General features: G+C 58.1%; 19 protein-coding genes and 1 pseudogene. 15 read left to right on the top strand and 5 right to left on the bottom strand.

Annotated elements, in window-relative coordinates:
- Positions 1 to 110 precede the first annotated feature (110 nt).
- From JW799_RS05640 to JW799_RS05630, 3 genes are all read left to right on the top strand, one after another.
- The gene (locus JW799_RS05640) at positions 111 to 1,328 is read left to right on the top strand and encodes an IS4 family transposase (RefSeq protein WP_205428997.1); all 1,218 of its coding nucleotides are present in this window, start codon (positions 111 to 113) and stop codon (positions 1,326 to 1,328) included.
- A gap of 119 nt (positions 1,329 to 1,447) precedes the next feature.
- Complete coding sequence (locus JW799_RS05635; protein WP_205428995.1) at positions 1,448 to 1,801, top strand: hypothetical protein; 354 nt, start codon at positions 1,448 to 1,450, stop codon at positions 1,799 to 1,801.
- 161 nt (positions 1,802 to 1,962) lie between these two features.
- Complete coding sequence (locus JW799_RS05630) at positions 1,963 to 2,499, top strand: HXXEE domain-containing protein (RefSeq protein ID WP_240353154.1); 537 nt, start codon at positions 1,963 to 1,965, stop codon at positions 2,497 to 2,499.
- A gap of 276 nt (positions 2,500 to 2,775) precedes the next feature.
- Here JW799_RS05630 and JW799_RS05625 read toward each other — a convergent pair whose 3' ends face one another.
- Genes JW799_RS05625 through JW799_RS05615 form a run of 3 tightly spaced genes read right to left on the bottom strand, consistent with a single transcriptional unit; the run spans position 2,776 to position 6,830 of the window.
- The gene (locus tag JW799_RS05625) at positions 2,776 to 4,572 is read right to left on the bottom strand and encodes an ABC transporter ATP-binding protein (protein WP_205428993.1); all 1,797 of its coding nucleotides are present in this window, start codon (positions 4,570 to 4,572) and stop codon (positions 2,776 to 2,778) included.
- Positions 4,565 to 6,367, bottom strand: coding sequence for an ABC transporter ATP-binding protein (locus JW799_RS05620; protein ID WP_205428990.1), 1,803 nt, complete (start codon positions 6,365 to 6,367; stop codon positions 4,565 to 4,567). Before JW799_RS05620 ends, JW799_RS05625 begins: the two co-directional genes overlap by 8 nt.
- Before the next feature lie 16 nt (positions 6,368 to 6,383).
- A complete protein-coding gene (locus JW799_RS05615; protein WP_080832683.1) occupies positions 6,384 to 6,830 on the bottom strand; it encodes a MarR family winged helix-turn-helix transcriptional regulator in 447 nt (148 codons plus the stop codon).
- A gap of 295 nt (positions 6,831 to 7,125) precedes the next feature.
- Here JW799_RS05615 and JW799_RS05610 point away from each other — a divergent pair, with 295 nt between their 5' ends.
- The 3 genes and pseudogenes from JW799_RS05610 to JW799_RS28330 form a co-directional block, all read left to right on the top strand.
- Complete coding sequence (locus tag JW799_RS05610) at positions 7,126 to 8,115, top strand: aldose 1-epimerase (RefSeq protein ID WP_205428988.1); 990 nt, start codon at positions 7,126 to 7,128, stop codon at positions 8,113 to 8,115.
- 813 nt (positions 8,116 to 8,928) lie between these two features.
- Complete coding sequence (locus JW799_RS05605) at positions 8,929 to 9,789, top strand: pirin family protein (RefSeq protein ID WP_205428986.1); 861 nt, start codon at positions 8,929 to 8,931, stop codon at positions 9,787 to 9,789.
- Positions 9,790 to 10,186: 397 nt separating this feature from the next.
- Positions 10,187 to 10,948: pseudogene (locus JW799_RS28330) on the top strand (DUF2087 domain-containing protein); the annotation flags it as partial.
- Between the two features lie 663 nt (positions 10,949 to 11,611).
- Here JW799_RS28330 and JW799_RS05595 read toward each other — a convergent pair.
- On the bottom strand, positions 11,612 to 11,767 hold the full coding sequence (locus JW799_RS05595; protein ID WP_080832678.1) for a DUF1540 domain-containing protein: 156 nt from the start codon (positions 11,765 to 11,767) through the stop codon (positions 11,612 to 11,614).
- A gap of 247 nt (positions 11,768 to 12,014) precedes the next feature.
- Between JW799_RS05595 and purT the strand changes: the two genes are divergently transcribed.
- The 3 genes from purT to thrC all read left to right on the top strand — a co-directional run bounded on the left by purT (position 12,015) and on the right by thrC (position 15,300).
- Positions 12,015 to 13,175 carry a formate-dependent phosphoribosylglycinamide formyltransferase gene (gene purT / locus JW799_RS05590; protein WP_080832677.1) on the top strand — a complete coding sequence of 387 codons (1,161 nt, stop codon included), beginning with the start codon at positions 12,015 to 12,017 and terminating at the stop codon, positions 13,173 to 13,175.
- 24 nt (positions 13,176 to 13,199) lie between these two features.
- On the top strand, positions 13,200 to 13,622 hold the full coding sequence (locus JW799_RS05585) for an Rrf2 family transcriptional regulator (RefSeq protein ID WP_080832676.1): 423 nt from the start codon (positions 13,200 to 13,202) through the stop codon (positions 13,620 to 13,622).
- Between the two features lie 286 nt (positions 13,623 to 13,908).
- Positions 13,909 to 15,300: a threonine synthase gene (thrC, locus tag JW799_RS05580; RefSeq protein WP_205428984.1), complete on the top strand. Its 1,392-nt coding sequence runs from the start codon at positions 13,909 to 13,911 to the stop codon at positions 15,298 to 15,300.
- Positions 15,301 to 16,308: 1,008 nt separating this feature from the next.
- On the opposite strand, the gene JW799_RS05575 is transcribed toward thrC, so the two are convergent.
- Positions 16,309 to 18,186 (bottom strand): LTA synthase family protein, encoded by a 1,878-nt coding sequence (locus JW799_RS05575; protein WP_080832674.1) that lies wholly within the window; start codon positions 18,184 to 18,186, stop codon positions 16,309 to 16,311.
- Between the two features lie 333 nt (positions 18,187 to 18,519).
- Between JW799_RS05575 and JW799_RS05570 the strand changes: the two genes are divergently transcribed.
- The 6 genes from JW799_RS05570 to JW799_RS05545 all read left to right on the top strand — a co-directional run bounded on the left by JW799_RS05570 (position 18,520) and on the right by JW799_RS05545 (position 22,831).
- Positions 18,520 to 18,879, top strand: a complete 360-nt coding sequence (locus JW799_RS05570; RefSeq protein ID WP_080832673.1) for a winged helix-turn-helix transcriptional regulator — start codon at positions 18,520 to 18,522, stop codon at positions 18,877 to 18,879.
- A gap of 168 nt (positions 18,880 to 19,047) precedes the next feature.
- Positions 19,048 to 19,806 (top strand): cupin domain-containing protein, encoded by a 759-nt coding sequence (locus JW799_RS05565; RefSeq protein WP_205428981.1) that lies wholly within the window; start codon positions 19,048 to 19,050, stop codon positions 19,804 to 19,806.
- A 194-nt stretch (positions 19,807 to 20,000) separates the two neighbouring features.
- On the top strand, positions 20,001 to 20,411 hold the full coding sequence (locus tag JW799_RS05560) for a cupredoxin domain-containing protein (RefSeq protein WP_205428979.1): 411 nt from the start codon (positions 20,001 to 20,003) through the stop codon (positions 20,409 to 20,411).
- 24 nt (positions 20,412 to 20,435) lie between these two features.
- Positions 20,436 to 20,660: a hypothetical protein gene (locus tag JW799_RS28325; protein ID WP_080832670.1), complete on the top strand. Its 225-nt coding sequence runs from the start codon at positions 20,436 to 20,438 to the stop codon at positions 20,658 to 20,660.
- A gap of 38 nt (positions 20,661 to 20,698) precedes the next feature.
- Complete coding sequence (locus JW799_RS05550; RefSeq protein WP_080832669.1) at positions 20,699 to 21,172, top strand: cytochrome c oxidase subunit II; 474 nt, start codon at positions 20,699 to 20,701, stop codon at positions 21,170 to 21,172.
- A gap of 21 nt (positions 21,173 to 21,193) precedes the next feature.
- The gene (locus JW799_RS05545; RefSeq protein ID WP_205428976.1) at positions 21,194 to 22,831 is read left to right on the top strand and encodes a b(o/a)3-type cytochrome-c oxidase subunit 1; all 1,638 of its coding nucleotides are present in this window, start codon (positions 21,194 to 21,196) and stop codon (positions 22,829 to 22,831) included.
- Positions 22,832 to 22,896 lie beyond the last annotated feature (65 nt).

The raw sequence follows: 22,896 nt of genomic DNA, 5'->3' as shown, positions 1-22,896 counted from the left end.
CCACTACGTATGCAAAAAACCTGACATGAAGCTAGCCAAAATAAAAAAAGTCTCCTATTGTAGAGGAAGCAGACAAAATTGCCCATTTCCCTACAAAGGAGAACTAACCCATGGGCAATATACACCAAAAAACGGTTATGCGCAAGTGTTTAAAAGAACTTAAGCTCCATATGGGAAAACTTCCTTTGGCGGATCGCTATGCGAAGAAATTGACGATCACCGCGGCCATCCTGTTATGTATCGAGGGGGAAATTCAGCAGCGAAAGACCTTGGAAGATATTCAGCTCCATTTGACTACAGATCCTTATCTTCAAAAACTGGCTGGCGTGTCTTCCGTTCATGCCTCGACGCTGAATCGAAAGCTGGCGAAACTGCCCTTGGATTACTTGCAGTGCATCTTCGAACGGTTAGCCTCCCGACTGCAACAACTGATGCCAGGCGCCAAGGGAGTTGGTCATTTGGGTAAACTGGCCCCTATCGATTCAAGCAGTTTCCTTCTTCCGTTTGTGTTTGGCGATTGGGCCTTTTATCAGGATCGAACCAAGGGGGTGAAGATGCACACTCGGCTGCTATGCTTGGACGAAGAAAATCCCTTTCCGGACCGGATCGTCTTGTCCACGGTTGGGGTCTCTGATCAGATGGCGGTTGATGAGCTCGTGACACGCAAGGATCTGACCTACATTTTGGACCGGGGCTACGTGAATTACACGCGCTTTTGTGCATGGGCGAAAGACGGCATTACCTTTGTGGCCCGACTTAAAACGACCAACACGTTCACGGTATTGCAGGAGCACCCTGTGAAGGCCGACACGCCGATCCTGCGGGATGCAACCGTCACGATCTACGACAAGAAGACGAAAACCCATCGGCCGTTTCGCTTGGTGGAGTTCCAGGACGAGAAGGGTCGGACCTACAGGCTGCTGACCAACCGCTTCGATCTTAGCGCCGCGGACGTAGGGGAAGTCTATCGCTGCAGATGGCAAATTGAGTTGTTTTTTAAGTGGATCAAGCAACACCTGACGACGATCACCTTTCACAACCATGATCCGAATGCCGTATGGGCTCAGTTGTATCTGGGCGTCATTAGCTATCTGTTGTGCGAGCTCGTGCATCGGCAAACGCCGAACAAGTTGACCCTGTTTAACTTTGTTCGTTATTTGCGTCATTACAGCCAATACCCGTGGAAGCGGTTCGTCGCCATCTTGAATAAACCTACGGAACGAACCAGTCGGGGAAGGCAAAAGCGAAAACAAGCCAAGACCGTCCCTCGGATTCAACCTGGCAGAGGCAAAAATGAACGTGAGGTTGTGAAGATTCTAGTCCCGTAACGAAACCATTTGGATCCAAACCTTTTTTTGGCAATTTTTTCTGCGATTCCTCCCCTGTTGCTCGTTTTTCCTCTCCCCATCCAAACGACATGTAAAATATTAGGTCAAAGGAAATAATAATGACAAACCAACTCGGTACTGGATTTCGCGTTAGGTTTATTGCATGTATAGTGGATTTTATCCAATCGGCGGAGCGGAAAGCGGGGAAATCCCGGTCTACAGTGGATTTTATCCAACGGGGAACTTGGAATTTGGACGGAATTGCCCAAAAGGCCTCGCCAGATTGGACAAAATCCACTGAAGCTTGCGAAATCGGCAAAAAAGCCATTTTGGGTTGGACAAAATCCACTGAAGCGAAGCCAGGCATAGAAAGCCGGAACTGGCAAAATCGGGTGGCCGAAGCGTTCCGGAGGAGGGAAAAAAGAGGTTTTGCAGGTTTTCCGGCGAACCTTATTCCAGCGAACCTTAAATGAGGGTATTCTTTTGCCTGGCAAACAATTTGCATGGCGAAATATTTAAGGCGTGATCGAAAGCGTCTTTTATCTCTCGGAAAAGTCGTTAGACCCAGGCTTAGTATATATGCACAGAATAATAGGGTACAGGGCTTAAATTCGGCAAAAAGGGTGAAGAACATTTGGTTCACGTCGAATCCGCGATCACGATCGGTTCCTTGATGTGGCTGTTTCTGGCCGCGTTTATGATTCACGATTTGGAAGAAATCATTTTCGTCGAGTCCTGGTGGAAAAAGCACGGCGCCAGAATAAAAGGAATCGCGCCCGGCTGGGCCGGCGGCTTGGTAAACGGTATGGCCGGCGTGAAATCGTCGCAGTTCGCGGCGGCCGTATTGACCGAATTCGTCGTTTTCGTTCCCGTCACCTACTTAGCGGTCGAGCGGCAAAGCTTTGTTTTGTTCGTCGGCGCGAACGCGCTCATGCTTTTTCACGTATTGACGCATGTGGGGCAGTCTTTGTTCGCCAGGTCGCTTACGCCCGGAGTCGTGACGAGCGTGCTGATCCTTCTTCCTTACGGGATTTACCTGTTTTATCGGTTGATCGAGGATGAGATTTTGACGCTCCGGGAGATTTTGACGTATGCGCCTGCCGGGCTTTTTGTCATCCCGCTTGTGCTGATCGGGCACAAAATCGGAAAGCTGGTCATCAAAGAAGAATAGATTCATTCGGGGAAAGGGGGGCGAGACCGTTGAAATTGGAGCTCGATCGTTTGGATCACTTCGTGCTGACGGTCAAGGATATCGAGGCGGCCTCGGAGGCCGTTAAACGGGTGTATCGAGCCGGATTCGTGCAGCAAAAAGCGGACGAAACCGCCGAAAGCAGCGGAATCGCCCGGAACCGGCCGCAAATCAGCGAAACAGCAACCCCCCCCCAAAAAAAACCCGCACCAAAAGGAAGCAAGGAGCGCCCTCCCTCGGAAGGCGCTCCTTGCGCGTTTAACCGGCAGGCTGCGCGAACTGGCTGTTGTACAGCCGCGCGTAGAAGCCCTGCCGTCCCAGCAGCTCGTCATGGGTGCCGCGCTCGATGATGCGGCCGCCGTCGATGACGAGGATGAGGTCGGCGCTTTTGATCGTGTTGAGCCGGTGCGCGATGACGAAGCTCGTGCGCCCGCGCATGAGCGCGGCCATCGCCTGTTGGATGTGCAGCTCCGTCCGCGTGTCGACGCTGCTCGTCGCCTCGTCGAGAATGAGAATGGCCGGGTCGGCTAAAATCGCCCGGGCGATCGTGAGCAGCTGCCGCTGGCCCTGGCTCAGATTGCCGCCTTCGGCGGCGAGCGGGCTGTCGTAGCCGTGCGGCAGCCGCCGGATGAAGCCGTCGGCGTTGGCCAGCTTCGCCGCGGCGACGACCTCTTCGTCGGTTGCGTCCAGGCGGCCGTACCGGATGTTCTCGCGAACGGTGTCCGAGAACGTGTACGCGTCCTGCAGCACGATGCCGAGCCGGCTGCGCAGCTCGTTTTTGTCGATGGCGCGGATGTCCTTGCCGTCGATCGTAATGCGGCCCTCATCCAGCTCGTAGAATCGGGTGAGAAGGTTGATGATCGTCGTTTTGCCCGCGCCGGTTGGGCCGACGAGCGCGATCAGTTGGCCGGGCTCGGCGGTAAACGTGACGTCGCGCAAAGTTTGCTTGTCGGGACGGTAGCCGAAGGAGACGCCTTCGAACGCGACGCGGCCCTTCACCCGGTCGAGTCCGCCGACGGCGGCTTCGTCCTCGTGCTCGGTGGCCGTGTCCGCGATCTCGAACACCCGCTCGGCGCCCGCCACCCCGGCCTGGATCATGTTGTACTGGTTGGCCAGTTCGTTGATCGGCCCGCTGAACTGCTTGGAATAGTTCAGGAAGCTGACGATCATGCCGACGGTGGTCCACTCCCGGAACGCCATCCAGCCGCCGATCGCCGCGATCAGGATGAAGTTCAGGTGGCCGAACACGTTCATGACCGGCCCGAACAGGCCCGACAGCGTCTGCGCCTTCGTTCCGGCCGCCCGCAGCTCGCGGTTCATGGCGCCGAACCGCTCGATCGACGGGCGCTCGCGGCGCAGCACCTTGATCGCCTTTTGCCCGGCCAGCGTCTCCTGAATGAACCCGTTCAATTCGCCCAGGCTCCTTTGCTGATCCGCGAAGTGCCGCCGCGTCCGCGCCGATATCGCCTTGGTCGCCAGCGTGACGAGCGGAATCGTCACGATGCTGACGAGCGTCAGCCAGACGTTCAAGGTCAGCATCAGAATCAACGAACCTACGAGCGTGACCATGCTGGTCATGATTTGGATAAAACTTTGGTTGAGCGTCGTCGAAACGTTTTCGATATCGTTGGTCGCCCGGCTCATCAAGTCGCCCAGCGGGGTCCGATCGAAAAAACGGACCGGCAGCTTCTGCAGGCGGGCGAACAGATCGTCGCGCAGGCTGCGGACCGTCCGCTGGGAAATTCCCGCCATCAAATGGGCCTGCAGCCAGCCGGCCACCCCGTTGAAAACATAAATGGACGCCAAAATCATGCACAATCGAAGCAGCCCCTCGCGGTCGCGTTCCAAAATAAACCGGTCGATCGCCGTGCCGAGCAGGTAGGGGGCGGCGAGCCCGGCCCCGGTTCCGGCGATCGCGAGCAGAACGACGGCGACGAGACCGTAGCGGCTCCGGCTCAGGTAGTCCCATATTCTTTTTAACGTCGCCGTCGTATGGCGGGCGCGCTCCTTGGCGACCGGCATCCCGCGCGGAGGCCTCGCGTTCGGGTTAAGCATGGCGGATCGCCTCCTTGCCCGTCTGGGATTCGTAAATGTCGCGGTAGATCGCGCTGCCGGCGAGCAGTTGCTCGTGCGTGCCTTCGGCCGCGATTTTCCCGTCCTCCAGCACGACGATTTTATCGGCTTCCATTACCGATGTGACCCGCTGCGCGATGATGAGCCGGGTGCAGCCCCGAAGGCGTTCGGACAGCGCCCGCCGGATCCGGGCTTCCGTGGCGAGGTCGACGGCGCTCGTGCTGTCGTCCAAAATGAGAATGCCCGGCTCGGCGAGGAGCGCCCGCGCAATGGAAATGCGCTGCTTCTGCCCGCCGGACAGGTTGACGCCCTTCTGCCCGATGACGGTATCGTAGCCTTCCGGAAACGAGCAAATGAAGTCATGCGCCTCCGCCGCCCGGGCGGCCGCCTCGACTTCTTCCTGCGCGGCGTCGGGCCGGCCGAACCGGATGTTGTCCCGAATCGTGCCGCTGAACAAAATCGCCTGCTGCAGGACGATGCCGACCTCTTGGCGCAGCCGGTCCGACGGAATGTCGCGCACGTCGACGCCGCCGATGAGCACGCGGCCCTCGGTCGGATCGTACAGCCGCGGAAGCAGGCTGACGAGCGTCGACTTGCCGGAGCCGGTCGAGCCGAGAATGCCGACCGTTTGCCCCGGCTCGATCGTCAGGCAAATGCCTTGCAGCTCGGGCTCCCCTTCGGAAGCTTGGTAGCGGAAGACGACGTTGTCGAATTCGATGCGGCCCGGCGCGACCCGGATCGGCCGGGGGCCGTTCGAAACCGGGGAAGCCGCCGCGCCGGCTTTTTCCTCAGATTCGGCGCTCCGGGAACGGTCCGCCTCCGGCTCGGCCATGTCCGGCACGGTGCGCAGCACTTCGTCGATCCGCTCGGCGGACGCTTTGGCGCGCGAAATGTTCACGAGCGTATTGCCGAGCGACAGCATCGACATGAGCGCCTGCGTCGTATACGTCAAAAACGCCGCCAGGCTGCCGACCTCAAGGCCGCCCTCCCACGTCTGGGCCCCGCCCAGCCAGAGCGCCGCGACGATGCACAAATTGAGCGCAAGCGTCATGAACGGCATGTTCACGGCGAGCAGCCGGCCCGCGCGGACCGACATGCCGTAGTGTTCCTCGTTGGCCTTGCGGAACCGCGAATTTTCGAACCGCTCACGCACGAACGCTTTGACGACGCGAATGCCCGCCAGATTTTCCTGAAGCACGGTGTTGACGCGGTCCAGCTTCTTCTGCACGTCGCGGTATAACGGTACGGACAGCCGCAGCAGCACGTACAAAAACGCAAAGAGCACGGGAACGGCGGCGGCGAGCAGCAGCGATAGGCTCGGACTGATCGCGAGCGCCATGACGATGCTGCCGAGGAAAAGAAACAGGCTTCGGATCAGCATCCGCAAAATGATCTGGACGAGGTTTTGAACCTGCACGACGTCGCCGGTCAACCGGGTAATGAGCGAGCCCGACGTAAACCGGTCGAGATTGCGGAACGTAAATGTCTGCGATTTTTGAAACAGCGCGTCTCTCAAGTCGGTCGCGAATCCCATGGACGCCCGAACGGAATAGTAGGTGCAGCCTGCCCCTCCGATCAGGCCGGCGGCCGCGGCCGCGAGCATCCAGCCGCCGGTTTGCCATACGTGCTCGAGGTTCCCCTTGAGGATGCCGTCATTGACGATGCCGGCCATCAGCCGCGGCTGCATCAGGTCCATGCAAACCTCGAGAATCATCAGCAGCGGAGCGAGAACGACGGCCGCGCGGTAAGGCTTCAAATAGGAAAACATCCATTTCATGAAAAAGGCACCTCAATCATTCGTTGGCTAATGAATTTTCATCATCCAAATTGGCCTGCATATGCAGCACGAACCGGCGCAACAGCAGCAGCTCCTCCGGCAAAAAGCCCCGAAAGGCCCGGGTTTCCACCGTTTGCAGCGCTTCCTGCACCGCTTGGGCGGCCGCCCGCCCCTTGTCGGTCAAAAAAACGCGCGACACCCGCTGGTCCCGGTCGTCGGATTCGCGCCGCAGGTGGCCCGCTTTTTCCATTCGTCCGATCATGACGTTGAGCGTGGCGGGCGCGACCCTCATTTTCCCCGCCAGCTCCCGCTGGCTTTGCCCGTCCTCGCGGGACAATTGCATCAGCAGCGGCGGCTGGCCCGGATAGACGTCGTAAGGGGCGATCAGCCGGTCGACCAGATCGCGGTGGCGTTTGAGCGCATGGCGCATTAAACGGGAAAGTGGCTCGGAAGGCGGAAGCATCGATATCGACCCCTTAAAATAATTAGCTGACTAACATTTAAGTTACCTCGTCGCTCACGCATTGTCAAAGGCTTTTGCGGATGGCGGCTCCGTTAACTTTTCGCCGAACCGGTACGGACGGCCGGGCTTGCATCCGCTCGGCCCGCTTTATTTTCTGGATCTTCTTCTGTCTGGATTGCCCCTTCCGGGGCGGGGTTATCTTTGCTTCGAAATCTCCTCTTTTTGCGGCAAATGTGCTATCTTAAGGTGAAGATGTACGTACAAGCACATGAGTTGACGGGAGGACGTTTTGGATATGGCGAATGAAGCATTCGAGGGCGTATATTGCGGCGAGCCGGCGGTATGGCTGCGGTCGGGACCTTACGAAGCGGCGGTGCTGCCGGGGATCGGGGCGAATCTGATCGCCTTTCGCGATACGGAGAAAGGATACGCCTTTTTGCGGGAGCCGGGAGAGGACGGGATGGAAGCGTTCCGGGCCAATCCGGGCGTTCACGGCATACCGGTGCTGTTTCCGCCGAACCGTTACGACGGGGGCAGGTTTCCGTGGAACGGCAAGCTGCTCGAATTTCCGGTCAACGAGCCCGCCCGGGGCAACCATCTGCACGGCTTCTTGCATACGGCGGCCTGGAACGTCGAGAGCGTTCGCGCAGAAGATAACGAAAGCCGAGTCGTCCTCGCGCTCAAAGTAGACGCCTCGCACGCGATTTACGCTTTTTTGCCGTTCGCGTTCACGATCAAGCTGGAGTACGGGCTGTCGGAGGAGGGACTGCGCCAGCGGGTATGGATTCGCAACGATGGGACGGAGCGCATGCCGTGCCTGCTGGCGTTCCATACCGCCGTCAACGCGCCGTTCGCGCCGGGGAGCGCGAATGAAGACATGCGGTTCAAAGCGACGATCGGCGAACGCTGGGAAATGGACGAGCGAATGCTGCCGACCGGCAAATTCCAGCCGTTGACTGAGGCCGAGGCGCGGATCAAGGAAGGGCAATCGCCGTTCTTCGAGCCGATGGACAATCATTACACCGCGAGCCCGCAGGGCGGCCGCAACCGGATGGAGCTGACGGACACGCGCATCGGCGTCAAGCTCGTGTACGACGTCGGCACCGCGTACAAAATGTGGATGATCTGGAACAACGGCGCGGAGGGCGGATTTTTCTGTCCCGAGCCGCAGGTGAACCTGGTCAACGCGCCGAACGTGGACCTGCCGGCCGAGGAGATCGGGCTGATCGGCCTTGAGCCGGGCGAGCTGTGGGAGGAAACGAGCCGGCTGTACGTCATCGGCTGACCGGCTTGCGTCATAAGCGGCCGTTTTGACGATCGAGACTCTTCGCCGGGACGAAGCGAAGACTGGGTTCGGCAACGCCGCACCGCGCGTCGAAGCCGCGCGCGGTGCGCCTAGCGGCCGTGCGGCTTGCGGCCCGTGGGCCTAGCGGGATGTGCGGTTTCTGGCTCGTGCCACTCGTGGAAGCTGCGTGCAATGCAATTCCAATTGCGAGACGGTGAAGAGATCGGCGCAAGCGGAAGGAGCCTATGTTGGATTTTGTCCAACCGCCGGGGCGGGAAACGGGGAAACCTCGGTCTAGAATGGATTTTATCCAACGAGGAAATTGATGTTCGGACGAAATCTCCGAAAAAGCCTCGCCAGATTGGACAAAATCCAACGGAGCCGGCGAGTATCGCGAAAAAGCCGTTTTTGATTGGACAAAATCCAACGAAAGCTTAGACGGTCCCGCGCAAACTTGCCAAGAAGCACGTTCAAGTCCCAACAAGCTGCCGCCCTCGCATAACCTGCCAAGAATCCGGTCTAGGTTCAACAAACTACCGCCTTCGCGTGTCCGCCAAGAAGCCCGCACTAGTCCAAGCAAGCCGCCCCTCGCATAAACCTCCCTTAACAGCCCGTGGCGCACCCGCAAGCTACCGCCATCTGTTTAACCTCCCAAACAGCCCACCGCGCATCCATATTGCCGCTACTCGTACCATCGCGCCAAAACCTCCCTCCAGTTCATAATGCGGATAAATTTCTATAGTTACTTTAAAATTATAAGTAATCGGTGTATACTTTAAAAAAAGCAATCCGTTCGACCGAGGAGGGCGCAAAATGGCACAAAAGCACGAGCAACAAGCAAATGTCTACGCACGCGGCATCCGCCGGGTTCGGCATGCCGGCATTCGGCAGGTCGGTCCGGGGCATCGGAACAGCTATATTTTGGAGCCGGGCCTGTGGGAGGAGCACGATCCGTTTTTGTTTTTGGCGGAGGACTGGTTTCAGCGCGACTCCTTCGACCTCCACCCTCACCGGGGAATCGAGACGGTCACCTATGTCATGGAAGGAAGGCTGGAGCATTTCGACACCAAAACGAACGAGGTCGATTATTTGCTGCCGGGGGACGCCCAGTGGATGACGGCCGGACGCGGGGTTATCCATAAGGAGGACCCGGCGCCGGGGGAAACGGTTCATTCGCTTCAGCTGTGGGTCAATTTGCCCCGCTCGCACAAAATGACCGAGCCGCGGTATCAAAATTTGCGCGCCGCCGACATGCCGGTCCGCTCCGAACCGGGAGCGACGATCCGGGTCTTTTCCGGTTCGTCCGGCGAGGCCGTGGCGACCACGGCCAACATCGTGCCCGTCACGATGGCCGAATTTACGCTGGAGCCGGGAGCGTCGGTCAAGCAGGAGCTTCCCGGTTCGTACAACGGGTTTTTGTTCGTGCTGGAAGGGGAAGGACGTTTTGGCAGCGGGGACGCGAAGGGAGAGGCGCGCGACGTGCTGTTCCTCGAATCGGCCGAGGGCCATGCGGCGAGCGAGATCCGGCTGACGGCCGAGACGAAGCTCCGCGCGCTGCTCTATGCCGGCCAGCCGATTCGCGAGCCGGTCGTCGCCCGCGGCCCGTTCGTCATGAACACGCAAGAGGAGATCGTTCAGGCGTACGAGGATTATCGCAACGGCAAGTTTGCCTGAGCCTTTTCGCCGGCCGGCCGTGCGATCCCGAAGTTTTCTCAGCCGTGGCGCGTGGGGAGACGGCGGGGTTCGGGGCCGGCAATAACATAGGTTCGTCAAACCGTACGGAATTCCGTGCGTTTTTTTTTTTTTTTTTTGCAGGGCGGCGGCGCGCCGCCCGGACAGCGGAGACGTTTCTCCGGCGACATCTCCCATCCAATCCGGAAGTCGGCTCGGCTTTCCGCGGATCGAATCGAGTCGCGGCTGCCCGTCTCAACTCGCCATGCACATACTTTGCGGCGGCCGATAGTGATCGACCCCGTTTTATGTCGGGGGCGTTTTTTTACGAAAAACTTGAAATAACCAAACGTTATGGTTATATTGTCCATAAATAATAAAATAATGTGGTGGTTTGTCTATGAAAAAATTTGAGTTTTCGGAATCCCTGCCGGATGTCTCCATCGAAGAGATCAAACGGGGATACGTATGGAGCGAGGCGGAACAGGCTTATTCGTGTCTCGTTTGCGGGGCGCGGTTCGTGAAGGGCATTGTTTATCCGTCGGACGGCGTATTGTACGAGGCGGCCAAATTCGCCGAACGTCACGTCGAGGCGGAGCACGGCTCGATGTTCGAGGTGCTGCTGGCCTTGGACAAGAAGGCGACCGGCCTGACCGACGTGCAGAAAACGATGCTCCGCTATTTTCGCCAGGGGCTGCCGGATAACGAGATCGTAAGAGAGCTGGGCGGAAGCGCCTCCACCGTGCGGAATCATCGTTTCGCGCTTCGGGAGCGGGCGAAGCAGGCCAAGCTTTTCGTCGCCGCGATGGAGCTGGCGGAGGAGAAGGCGGATCGGCGCGGACGGTTCGTTCCGGTCCACGCCGCGGCGACGATGACGGACGACCGCTACGCGATGACGGAGCGGGAGCAGGAGGAGACGATCCGCGCCTATTTTCCGGAAGGCCCGGACGGTCCGCTCGCAGAATTTCCGCGAAAGGAAAAGCGGAAGCTGGCGATTTTGCAGCATTTGATCGGATCGTTCGAGCCGGGCCGGAAATACGCCGAAAAGGAAGTCAACGAGGTGCTGAAGCGCCGTTTCGGAGATTACGTCACGCTGCGCCGGTACTTGATCGAGTACGGATTCATGGACCGGGAACCGGACGGAAGCCGGTACTGGGTCAAGACGGACAAACGCGCGCCGGCGCCGGCAAAAACGAAAGGAGCCACGAAGATGGACAAGCAGAAAAGAAAAGAAATCGCGAACGAATACGCGCACAGCTTTCGCAAGATGGGCGTGTACCAGATTCGCGGCAAGACGAACGGCAAAGTGTACGTCGGGGCCAGCATGGATCTTGACGGCGCGTTCAACCGCGACCGGTTTATGCTCGATTTCGGCAATTTCAGCAACCGGGAGCTGCAGCAGGATTGGAACGAGTTGGGAGAAGCCGATTTCGAGTTCGAAATTTTGGAGCAGATCAAGCCGCGCGAGGAATATGTGGACAACATCGCCGATTTGAAGCCGTACAAGGACGAGCTTGAAGTGCTGAAGGAAATTTGGCTGGAAAAAATCGAACCGTACGGCGAGCGCGGCTACAACAAACGGCCGTCCGCCCGCAAATAAACCGATCGGGAACGTTCACTCCGGCTCTCGCAAAAATTTTTCCGTTCTCTGATAATTGTTCTCATCAACGGGCATACTGCAAAAAGAAGCGAAACAGCCCAAAAGCAGCCAGTCCGGGCCGCTTTCGGGCTGCCAGATCGTCGGCGGCACAGGATTGCCGTCAGACTTCGGCGCTCGCGATTCGCGCGGTTAGGGGCTCGGTATCGCCGCGGCTGCTTCCGTCCGTCAAATCTTCGGCTCGAACGTTTTGCAGTCGGTTTCGCCCGAATTGCGCGCGTCCCGTTCGCGGTTGTTCACCACGTAAATCGAGGATGCCGCGCATTGGTTGCCTGCCGCCCAATACTTGCACGAGTTCACTTCGCAAAGCACATCCTTGGCCATCGTCAGATCACCTCCGATCCTCCTCTTAGGATGGGTGAAAAACCGGCCGTTCATACCGAAAACCCTTGACGAAGCCATGGAGAGCATCGTCAAACGGCATAACGAACTGATCGCGAGACAACAATAACCCATTAGAGCCTCGGGAAAAAATCCCGGGCTCTTTTTCGTCGGTTCGGGATCGGCCCGGGGGCCGCTTTTTCGTGTATAATGGGCTTATCCAAATGAATCGCAGGGGGCTTGCGACGCGATGTACCATACGAAGAAGCTGTTATTGCTCGGCTCCGGGGAACTGGGCAAGGAAGTGATCGTCGAAGCGCAGCGATTGGGCGCGGAGACGGTGGCGGTCGACCGCTACGAAGGCGCGCCGGCGATGCATGTCGCCGATCGCAGCTATGTGATCGATATGCTGGACGCCCGGGCGCTGCGGGAGCTGGTCGAGAAGGAAAATCCCGATCTCATCGTCCCGGAAATCGAGGCGATCGCGACATCGGAGCTGGTCAAGCTGGAGGAGGAAGGCTATCGCGTCATTCCGACGGCCCGTGCCGCCCGGCTTACGATGGACCGCGAAGGCATTCGGCGGCTCGCGGCCGAGAAGCTCGGGCTTCCGACCGCCCGCTACCGGTTTGCCGATACGTACGAGGAGTTCGCCGCCGCCGTGCGCGAGATGGGCTTTCCCTGCGTCGTCAAGCCGCTGATGAGCTCCTCGGGCAAAGGCCAGAGCGTATGCCGCTCGGAAGAGGGCATTGCCGACAGCTGGAAAATCGCGATGGAAGGCGGGCGGGTGCAGCAAGGCCGCGTCATCGTCGAAGAGTTTATCCGCTTCGAATCGGAAATTACGCTGCTGACCGTGCGGTCGGCTTCCGGCACGTTGTTTTGCCCGCCGATCGGCCATATTCAGCAGGACGGCGACTATATCGAATCGTGGCAGCCGCACGCGATGACGGAAGCGCAGCTGTCCGAAGCGAAACGGATTGCCCGAATTATTACGGATGAGCTTGGCGGGTCGGGGCTGTTCGGCGTCGAGCTGTTTTTGTCCGGGGACAAAGTGTATTTCAGCGAAGTGTCGCCGCGGCCGCACGATACCGGCCTCGTGACGCTGGTCAGCCAGAATCTATCGGAGTTCGCCCTGCACGTCCGGGCCATTCTCGGCTTGCCCATTCCGGAAATCAAATTGGCCGCCTGCGGCGCGAGCCGTCCGCTGAAAGCGGAGCGCGAGCTTGGCGACTACCGCATTGCGGGAGCGGAAGAAGCGCTTGCGGTCGAAGATACCCAGCTCCGCTTGTTCGGCAAGCCCGTTACGAAAGCCGGCCGCCGCGTGGCGGTCGCCCTGGCGACGGCCGAAACGGTCGAAGAAGCGCGGAGGCGGGCCGGAGAAGCCCACGGAAAATTAAGCGTCGAAGAAGCCTGAGCTCGGCGAATGGAGGTGGCAGATTTGACGATCAGCAGCCGTTTTTCCGTGGCGGCTCATATTTTGTCTTTGCTGGACATGTTCAAGGATCAGCGCCTGACCTCGGATTCGATCGCCGACAGCGTCAATACGAATCCGGTCGTCATCCGGCGCATCATGGGGATGCTGAACAAAGCCGGGCTTGTGCATACGAGCGCGGGCGTGGCGGGGGCGAGGCTCGCGCGGGAAATGAGCGAAATTACGCTGCTCGATGTCTATCGGGCCGTTCAGGGCGAGCAGGAGGCCTTGTTTTCCATGCACGAGAACCCGAACCCGGCATGTCCGGTCGGCCGCAACATTCAGGGAGCGCTCGAAACGACGTTCGGCCGGGCGCAGCTTGCGATGGAGAACGAATTGGCCAAAGTGACGATGGCCGACATCAGTCTCGACATCGCCCAAAGGATCTAGATGGCTTACGGGTTGATTGCGCATATTTGGAAACCGAATAACCGCCATAATCCGAAACGCGCGAAAAGGATTCGGATCATGCGGTTTTTTTGTCGATTGAAGCGGAAAATACGCCTAAACGCATTGATTCGGACTGGACGTTAAGCGATAATAAAGTGTATTCGCGACCGGAGTCCTACGAGGAAGCCGATCCCGGGCGGACGGCTTCGTTCACATATCGAAGCTTCATCGCGTTCAAGGACGCGGTAGACGTTTTTATTTGCTGCACACTAAGGAGGAGCCATTCATGCAATATGTCAGTACCCGCGGCAACGTCGGGAAAATCGGGTTCATCGACGCGTTTCTGATGGGACTCGGAAACGACGGCGGCCTGCTCGTTCCGGAGGAAATTCCCGTCGTTTCCGCCGCCAAGCTGAAGGAATGGGAGTCGCTGAGCTACCAGGAGCTTGTACTGGAGATTTTCTCCTATTATACGAACGATGAAGTACCGCAGGAGGACCTCAAGGCGATGGTGCAGGCCAGCTACGCATCGTTCCGCCATCCCGAGGTAACCCCGGTCCGCAAGCTGAACGATCGTCTGTACCTGATGGAGCTGTTCCACGGACCGACGTTCGCGTTCAAAGATATCGCGCTTCAGTTCATGGGCCAATTTTATTCGTACGTTGCCGCCAAGCGGAATTTGAAAATCCACATCCTCGGGGCGACTTCGGGCGACACCGGGGCTTCCGCGATCGAGGGCGTGCGGGGCAAGGAAGGCATCAAAATTTGCATTTTGCACCCTCACCGGAAAGTGAGCAAAGTGCAGGAACTGCAGATGACGACCGTCCAGGACGAAAATGTGCTCAACTTGTCGGTTCACGGCAATTTCGACGACTGCCAGGGCATGATCAAGGATTTGTTCGCCGACCTCGAATTTAAACAGAAAAACCGGCTGGCCGCGATCAACTCGATCAATTTCGTCCGGATTTTGGCGCAAACGGTCTACTATTTTTACGCTTACTTTCAAGTCCGGAAGCAAACGGGCGCGGCCGCGGTCGAGTTCAGCGTTCCCACGGGGAACTTCGGCGACATCTTCGCGGGTTACCTCGCCAAACGGATGGGGCTGCCGGTTCATAAGCTGATCATCGCGACGAACGAGAACAATATTCTGGAGCGGTTCATTCGCGAAGGCATCTATACGCCGGGCGAATTCAAGAGCACGTACAGCCCTTCGATGGATATCCAGGTGGCCAGCAATTTCGAGCGCTACCTGTACTACCTCGTAGGCGAAAATCCGGACAAGGTTGCCGAGCTGATGGAAGGGTACAAGCGCGACGGAAAAATCGCCATTGCCCGCGATCTTCTCGCCATCGCGCAGATCGAGTTCGACGCTTACGGCGTTGACGGGCCCGAGTGCCTGGAAACGATCAAAAAGCACGACGCGCAAGGCTATCTGCTCGACCCTCACTCCGCCTGCGGCGTAGCGGCAGCGGAAAATTGCAGCGACGACGACGTCATCTGCGTCTCGCTCGCCACCGCGCATCCGGCGAAGTTCGACGAGGCGATCCGGCTGTGCGGGATCGAGCAGACGTTCCCGGATGAAATCGCGCGCCTGTTCGACAAGCCGCAGCGCCAGAAGGTCGTGGACGCTTCCCTGGAGGAAGTGGCGCGCGAGCTGGAGGCTTTTTATAACGGTTGAGCATGCGCGTCGCATACGAAATCGGCCATCCATATCGGACCGCTTCGCCACTCGTCTGGCGGGGCGGTCTTCTTTATCCGGAGACGGGCGAAGCGAACGGTTGTTCGGAGAGATCGTTGGAAGGGGACTGGGCGGACTACATGAGGGGGAACGGGCGTGTTTGCGTGCTGAGAAGGGGATTAGACGGACTACATGAGGCACCGAGCGGTCAAACGGACGTAAAGAGGTGTACCCAGTACACTTCATCGGGCATGAAGCGACCGACCGGGCGCAAAGAAGTGCACCTGGTGCACTACATCGGGCATGAAGCGGCCGAACGAGCGCAAAGAAGTGCACCCGGTGCACTACATCGGGCATAAAGCGGCCGAACGAGCGCAAAGAAGTGCACCCGGTGCACTACATCGGGCATAAAGCGGCCGAACGAGCGCAAAGAAGTGCACCCGGTGCACTACATCGAGCATAAAGCGGCCGAACGGGCGCAAAGAAGTGTACCTGGTGCACTACATCGAGCATGAAGCGGCCGAACGAGCGCAAAGAAGTGTACCTGGTGCACTACATCGAACATAAAGCGGCCGAACGAGCGCAAAGAAGTGCACCCGGTGCACTACATCGAGCATGAAGCGGCCGAACGGGCGTAAAGAAGTGCACCTGGTGCACTACATCGGGCATGAAGCGGCCGAACGGGCGCAAAGAAGTGCACCCGGTGCACTACATCGGGCATAAAGCGGCCGAACGAGCGTAAAGAAGTGCACCCGGTGCACTACATCGGGCATAAAGCGGCCGAACGAGCGTAAAGAAGTGCACCCGGTGCACTACATCGAACATGAAGCGGCCGAACGAGCGTAAAGAAGTGCACCCGGTGCACTACATGGGCCATCGAGCGGTCGGCATCGCAAAAAAATACCCCCGCACCGCCAGGCGGAACGGAGGTGGGGGCAGGGGTGGATTAACGCAAGGGGGGAGGCAAGGGGCCAACAAGGCCCGATGCTTAACGAGAAAATCTTTCTCCTATTCCTCGTCCGAAGCTTGCGGATCCTTGTCGGGAAGCTGTTTCACGTAGCTGTCCGACAGGCGCAGCAGCTGGAGCGCGCGCTCGTATTGATCTTCGGTGATGCCGCTCGAGGCGACCGAATCGTCTTCCAGCGAATACTGAACGCCATCCTCGTAGCCGCTTCCCGGGATAAACAGGGTGCTGCCGTCAATGACCGAGCCCGAAGGCAGGTAGTAGCGTTCCGGCAGCAAGTTTTGCGTCGAGTTGAACAGATCCTGGCCGAAATGGATCTGGCCGTCAAGCGGTACGCCGAGCAGGTTGGCGACGGTCGGCAGCACGTCGACCTGGCCGCCGGTTTGCGTGAATTCCGCCGGATAAGTCATGCCGGTCGAGGCGACAATAAGCGGAATGTTGATCATGTCGGTGTATCCGTACGGACGGCCGAAAATTTCCTCCATCAGCGCCTTCTCGTCGTTGTCCAGCGAATAGATCGGCAGGCCGAGGTGATCGCCGTACAGCAGGATCAGGCTGTTGTCCCATACGCCGTTCGCCTTCAGCTCCGCGATGAACTCGCCCAAGGCGTAGTCGGCATAGTTTTGCGAACGGATGTAGTCCCCGACGAACGTGCCTTCGAAGCGCTCCGGCAGCTCCATCCTGTACTTGTCTTCCGGAATCGTAAACGGATGATGCGCGGTCATCGAAATGACATGGGCGTAAAACGGCTTTTCCGCCGCATCCATCTTCGCAAGCTCCGCGGCCGTTTTTTCATACAGTACGTCGTCCGAAGGCCCGAAAAAGATTTCGTCCTCCGTCCCGAAAAATTCCTTGTCGTAGTACCGGTCGAAGCCTACCGATTTGTACAGCTCTCCGCGGTTCCAGAACTCCACGACGTTCGTGTGGAACGTAGCGGTATCGTACCCGTGCGAGCTCAGCAGCTTCGGCAAGCTCGGCAGCGCCTTTTCCACGTAATTCATCGTCGCCGCGCCGTGAGGCGGAATGTACAAGGACGTGTTGACGACGTATTCGGCGTCGGACGTATTCCCTTGGCCCACCATCTGATAAAAGTTCGGGAAATAGAAATTTCCTTTCGCGAGCTGATTCAGATTCGGCGTGATCTCCTGCCCGTCAAGCTTCATGCCGATCAGGAAATTCTGGAACGATTCCATCTGGATGATGATCAGGTTTTTGCCCTCGGCCGCTTGCGCGAACGCCGGAGTCTGGCTCGGCTGAACGCCTTTCAAGGCATTGATGGCTTCCTGGGTGATCTCGTTTTTGTCCACGACTTCTTCTTCGGACTGATCGAGAATCGAATAGAGCTCGTAGTTGAGAATGCCCATTTCCTGCGCTTTCGTCCGCTCGTTCATGCTCGCGCGGTTCGGCAGGATGTTGAACAGGCACAAAAATACGGACAAAACGAACAACGCGGTAATGACTTTGCGGCTTTCCCGCCGCGCGCTCATCTGCTTCCAGTTTTGCACCTTTTTGCTCGAGAACAGCATGATGCCGATAATGACGACGTCGATAAAAATGAGCACGTAATAAGGGTCCATCAACGAGAACACGCTGTTGCTGACCGCCGTCACCTGATTGACCTGCTCCAGGGCGTGGTAGGTCGCGATAACGCCGTAATACTTGTAATACATAAACACGGAAAATAGAATAATCGTGACGAACAAATTGACGACCAAATACCACACAAGCTTATGTTTGCGGGAAAACCATTCGATCAGGCAAAACAAAATCCAGAAAAACGGAATTTCCGTCAACACCGTCCGCCACGAGGGCCCGTTGTCGAAGATGACGAACCAGGCCACGCAGCTTTTTAATAATAAAATAAGGGTAAAAAAGACAAAAGGCTTGTTCCGCAGCAATCGATGGGGCGGAAGCAACGACATGATAACCCTTCCTTTCTCCTAAAACGGACGAGAGATGTGCGAACTTGCGTTCCCAACCTTAAATACAGGCCGAAAACTCGAATCGCCTGCTCTTCTATAAATATTCAACAATTTTACAATACCGTAATCATGCATTAACATTATGCGGCTACCGGCAGTCAATGTCAAAGGAGTGTTGCGGAAACATTGGCGCTTTTAGGATTAAGATTTGTTAAAAATCGTAATTTCTCGGGATTTTCGATCGGCTTCCGGCCGTTTTTTCAGAATTTGTTCAGCGGAAAGTGTTAAAAAGGATTGTAGAACCATTCTATATACCGAAAGCGGGAGGATCCTATGGGCAAGCTGATGGAAAAAGAAGAAACGGCCCGCAAGTGGCCTGAAATAGCCGTTGAAACGACGGTGCAAATTATCGGCGGCAAATGGAAGGGCATCATCCTTTATCATTTGATCGAAGGCGAAATCCGCTTCAACCAGCTGCGCAGGCAGATGCCCGGCATTACGCAGCGGATGCTGACCCTGCAGCTGCGCGACCTCGAAAAAAACGGCATCATCGACCGCATCGTTTATCAGGAAATCCCGCCGCGCGTAGGCTACAGGCTGTCGGAGCTGGGCCGTTCCCTCGTTCCTCTCGTCATGCAGATGAAGTCCTGGGGGGAAAAATATCAAAAGCAAACGGGCTCTCCGCAGGCGTAAGCGGACAAGCCCTTGCGCCCCCGGGCCTGAGGCTCAAGGAGACGAGAGGCAGGACGCGGCGAGCGATAGCGGCGGCGACGCGAATCGGCGATAAGCGAACCTTCCGGCGGGCAGCCACATACGATATCGATAGGTTCGCGCCTATCCTATCCGAAAGGTGGCTCGCAAGTGGCGGTATCGTACATGGACTTCACCGCTCCGTCCGTGCAATTTACTTACGATCTCGACGAAAACCCTCTGTTCAAAAAGGACGAGCAAAATTATATCAACTCGCTCTCGATCAACCAGCTGAACACGCTCGGCAACGTGTCGCTGCTCGACATTTTCCTGAGCAAAAGCAACGTGGTCGAGCCCCACATTCACCAGAACGCTTCCGAACTGGTCTACTGCATGGCGGGAGGCGCCATCGTCTCCCTGATCAACCCGTTCACGAAAAAGCTGCTGAACTTCGCGATCAAACCCGGCGAAGTGGCCAACGTCCCGCAAGGCTGGTGGCATTACGAAATGGCGACCGAGGACAATACGCACTTGCTGGCCATTTTCGATGCTCCGGTGCCCGATGCGATTTTCGCGTCGGATATGCTGCGTCTGACGCCCGCGAGCGTGATGGCCCACACGTATTGCCTGAACGAGGCCGAGTATCAAGAGGCGATCGCCCCGATCAAGCAAACGGTCGTCATCGGGCCGCCGGCCGATTGCCAAAGACGCGATGGGGCAGAGAAGCCGCCGGTTCAAGGACAACCGGCCCAACCGCAGCCCCAGGCGCTGTCCGAACCGTTCCAAGGCCAGCCGTTCGCGTCCGGTTTTCCCGTCGGTTACGCTTATCCGAACGCGTGGCTGCAAGCGCAGCCCGCTTACTCTCCGTACGACGTGCCCCGCGCTTATCCGGGCTACTACTATCCGACGCCGCCGGGCTACGGCGGCTGAACGCCGAATCGAACCGCAACGCCGTCAAACCCGTCTGACCCGTCCCGCGCTCCGCGGCGGCGGTTTTTTGTTTTTCACACAATGTTCAATCCCGCCGTTTGTTCATGTGATTTTTTTCACAGTGACAGGAAGCCGGCAATCGTTATGATGAACGCGGATCACCAATTTGGACCGATCAAGGTGGAGGGATTTCAATGGCGGCAAGAAAATGGGGTTTGACTGCGGCTGTATGGACGATGGCGGCGGCGCTGCTGCTCGCCGGATGCGGGGGAGGGGAAGACCGGAAGGCGAATGCGCCCGCGGACGATTCGGCGCCGTCGGCTTCGTCGGCCGCCGCTTCGGACGTCAAAGCCGTGACGATCAAAGCGAGCAACTTCAAGTTCGATCAGCCCGAGATCCGGGTGGCGAAAGGGCAGACGATCGAATTGACGCTGGAAAACGAGCAGGGCAACCACACGCTCAAAATCGACGGCTACGAGCAGACGGTGAAGGCGGGCAAGACGATCTCGTTTACGGCCGATCAGGCGGGCGAATTCGAATTTTACTGCGATCTGATGTGCGGAACGGGGCACGCGGACATGGTCGGCAAGCTGATTGTCGAATAAACGAACGGAAAGGAGGCGTTGGACATGGCACAACCCGCGACCGGCAAGGGCGCGATTCCGAACCGGCAGGAACCGGGATCGGGAGCTCCGACGCACCGGGGCGATGCGGCTCCGGAGGGGCCGACACCCGGGATTCAGCCTCCGGAACCGGCTTCTTTGAAAGGGGCGTTCGTCTCCGTCATGCTGCTGGGCGCTTTTCTGGCGGCGGCATGGGCGGCGGTGTTCGTTCTGTATCTTCATAGAAGTTAATCCGAACCGATAATCGCGCGAAGCGGGAGGAGCGCATCATGCATATTCACCGTCTGGAAAAAATATGGCTGGCTTTCGGCATGTCGATGCTGGCGCTGTTTTTGCTGATTCTGGGCGTATCCGCCTTTTCGATGGGGCTGGGAACGCCGATCGGCGAGCATTCGCATTCGGTCGATCCGACGAAGCTCGACGAGACCGCGCCGTTCGACAAGCCGGGCCTGACGCAAATCGGAGACAAAGAGTACGACGCGGTCCTGATCGCCTACGCGTTCGGCTACAGCCCGGACACGCTCGAGGTTCCGGCCGGGTCGACGGTGAACTTTACCGTTACGAGCGCGGACGTCGTGCACGGCTTCCAAATCCCCGGCACCATCGTCAACATGATGGCGATCCCCGGCGAGGTCGGCCATTTGTCGTACACGTTCGACAAGCCGGGAGAGTATCTCATTTTGTGCAACGAATATTGCGGGACCGGACATCAGGCGATGTTCACGAAGCTGGTCGTGACCTAACAGGCCGAAAGGACGATAGCCATGAATTCGACATTCGACCGCAAGGACGGCAAGCTCGTGCTTGCCCACCTGCTGTTCGCTTACGGAGCACTGCTGCTTGGAGGTGTTTGCGGCATGCTTCAAAGCATGGTCAAAAGCGGCTCCATTACGCTGCCGGCCGGCATCGGCTACTATCAGCTGCTGACGGCCCACGGCGTGCTGATGGCGCTCGTGTTCACCACGTTTTTCATCATCGGATTTTTGTATTCGGCGGTCAGCCGCACGCTCGGCGGCAAGCTTGGCGACGCTGCCCGCAGGATGGGCTGGATCGGCTTCTTCCTGATGGGGGCGGGGACGCTGCTCGGCACGGTCATGATTTTGCTGAACAAGGCGACGGTGCTGTATACCTTCTATGCGCCGCTCAAAGCCTCTCCGTTCTTCTACATCGCGCTCGTGCTGCTCGTCGTCGGCAGCTGGATCAGCGGCTACGGCGTGTTCGCGCAATACCGAGGGTGGCGGAAGGAGAACCGGGGCAAGCTGTCCCCGCTGCTGGCCTTTATGGCGGTCGTGACGATGCTCATGTGGCAGATCGCGACGCTCGGCGTGGCGGCGACGGTGCTGCTGCAGTTCATTCCGTGGTCGTTCGGCTGGACGGAAACGATCAACGTCTTGCTAAGCCGGACGCTGTTCTGGTATTTCGGGCATCCGCTCGTCTATTTCTGGCTTATGCCGGCGTATATGTGCTGGTATGTCATCATCCCGAAAATCATCGGCGGAAAAATCTACAGCGACGCGCTCGCGCGGCTGTCGTTCATTTTGCTGCTGCTGTTCTCGATCCCGGTCGGCTTCCACCATCAGCTGATGGAGCCCGGCATTTCGCCCTTCTGGAAGTTCCTGCAGGTCGTGCTGACCTTCATGGTCGTCGTGCCGACGCTCATTACGGCATTTTCGCTGTTCGCCACCTTCGAGCTCAGCGGCCGGGCCAAGGGCTCGACGGGACTGTTCGGCTGGGTGCGCAAGCTCCCCTGGAAAGACGTCCGATTTTTCGCGCCGTTTATGGGCATGCTCGTGTTCATCCCGGCCGGGGCCGGCGGTCTCATCAACGCCAGTCACCAGATGAACGCCGTCGTTCACAATACGCTGTGGGTCACCGGGCACTTCCATTTGACGGTGGCGACGAGCGTCGCGCTTACGTTTTTCGGCATCGGCTACTGGCTGATCCCGGCCGTGACCGGTCGCACGCTGACGGCGGGAATGAACAAGCTGGGCATCGTGCAGACGGTGCTTTGGTGCCTCGGCATGCTGTTCATGTCCGGCTCGATGCACGGCTCGGGCCTGCTCGGCGATCCGCGCCGCACGGACTACACGACGTACAACGACAGCCTCGAAGCGGTGCTGTGGATGCCGTATCATACCGCGATGGCGGTCGGCGGCATCATTCTGTTCATCAGCCTGCTCGTGCTGATCCGGGTCGTCGTAGGGTTGCTGCAATCCCCGAAAGGAGAAACGGAATATCCGGTCGGTGAGGTTTACGACGAGGCGGAGCGGACGCCCAGACTGTTCGAGCGGTGGGGGCTGTGGATCGCGGTTTCGGCCGTGCTCATTCTGATCGCCTATACCGTCCCGCTGATCGGCATGATGACGGGAGGAACGGGTTCGCCCGGTTACGTCATGTGGTAAAAACGATACGAAACAAGGGGCTGTCCCAAAGGCCGAAATCGGCCTGAGGGACGGCCCCTTCAGTC

It is taken from the genome of Cohnella algarum (genome assembly GCF_016937515.1).
GTDB classification, from domain to species: Bacteria; Bacillota; Bacilli; order Paenibacillales; family Paenibacillaceae; genus Cohnella; species Cohnella algarum.
The sequence above is the reverse complement of the archived record's forward strand: the minus strand, read 5'-3'. Positions and strand labels throughout refer to the sequence as shown.

What these genes read in the sequence shown, in the direction of transcription:
- thrC (WP_205428984.1), top strand. Translation starts at nt 13,909, where the DNA reads ATGCAATATGTCAGTACCCGCGGCAACGTCGGGAAAATCGGGTTCATC.
- JW799_RS05545 (WP_205428976.1), top strand. Translation starts at nt 21,194, where the DNA reads ATGAATTCGACATTCGACCGCAAGGACGGCAAGCTCGTGCTTGCCCAC.
- JW799_RS05615 (WP_080832683.1), bottom strand. Translation starts at nt 6,830, where the DNA reads ATGCTTCCGCCTTCCGAGCCACTTTCCCGTTTAATGCGCCATGCGCTC.
- JW799_RS05610 (WP_205428988.1), top strand. Translation starts at nt 7,126, where the DNA reads ATGGCGAATGAAGCATTCGAGGGCGTATATTGCGGCGAGCCGGCGGTA.
- JW799_RS05575 (WP_080832674.1), bottom strand. Translation starts at nt 18,186, where the DNA reads ATGTCGTTGCTTCCGCCCCATCGATTGCTGCGGAACAAGCCTTTTGTC.
- JW799_RS05550 (WP_080832669.1), top strand. Translation starts at nt 20,699, where the DNA reads ATGCATATTCACCGTCTGGAAAAAATATGGCTGGCTTTCGGCATGTCG.
- JW799_RS05635 (WP_205428995.1), top strand. Translation starts at nt 1,448, where the DNA reads ATGACAAACCAACTCGGTACTGGATTTCGCGTTAGGTTTATTGCATGT.
- JW799_RS28325 (WP_080832670.1), top strand. Translation starts at nt 20,436, where the DNA reads ATGGCACAACCCGCGACCGGCAAGGGCGCGATTCCGAACCGGCAGGAA.
- JW799_RS05560 (WP_205428979.1), top strand. Translation starts at nt 20,001, where the DNA reads ATGGCGGCAAGAAAATGGGGTTTGACTGCGGCTGTATGGACGATGGCG.
- JW799_RS05640 (WP_205428997.1), top strand. Translation starts at nt 111, where the DNA reads ATGGGCAATATACACCAAAAAACGGTTATGCGCAAGTGTTTAAAAGAA.
- purT (WP_080832677.1), top strand. Translation starts at nt 12,015, where the DNA reads ATGTACCATACGAAGAAGCTGTTATTGCTCGGCTCCGGGGAACTGGGC.
- JW799_RS05620 (WP_205428990.1), bottom strand. Translation starts at nt 6,367, where the DNA reads ATGAAATGGATGTTTTCCTATTTGAAGCCTTACCGCGCGGCCGTCGTT.
- JW799_RS05595 (WP_080832678.1), bottom strand. Translation starts at nt 11,767, where the DNA reads ATGGCCAAGGATGTGCTTTGCGAAGTGAACTCGTGCAAGTATTGGGCG.
- JW799_RS05625 (WP_205428993.1), bottom strand. Translation starts at nt 4,572, where the DNA reads ATGCTTAACCCGAACGCGAGGCCTCCGCGCGGGATGCCGGTCGCCAAG.
- JW799_RS05605 (WP_205428986.1), top strand. Translation starts at nt 8,929, where the DNA reads ATGGCACAAAAGCACGAGCAACAAGCAAATGTCTACGCACGCGGCATC.
- JW799_RS05570 (WP_080832673.1), top strand. Translation starts at nt 18,520, where the DNA reads ATGGGCAAGCTGATGGAAAAAGAAGAAACGGCCCGCAAGTGGCCTGAA.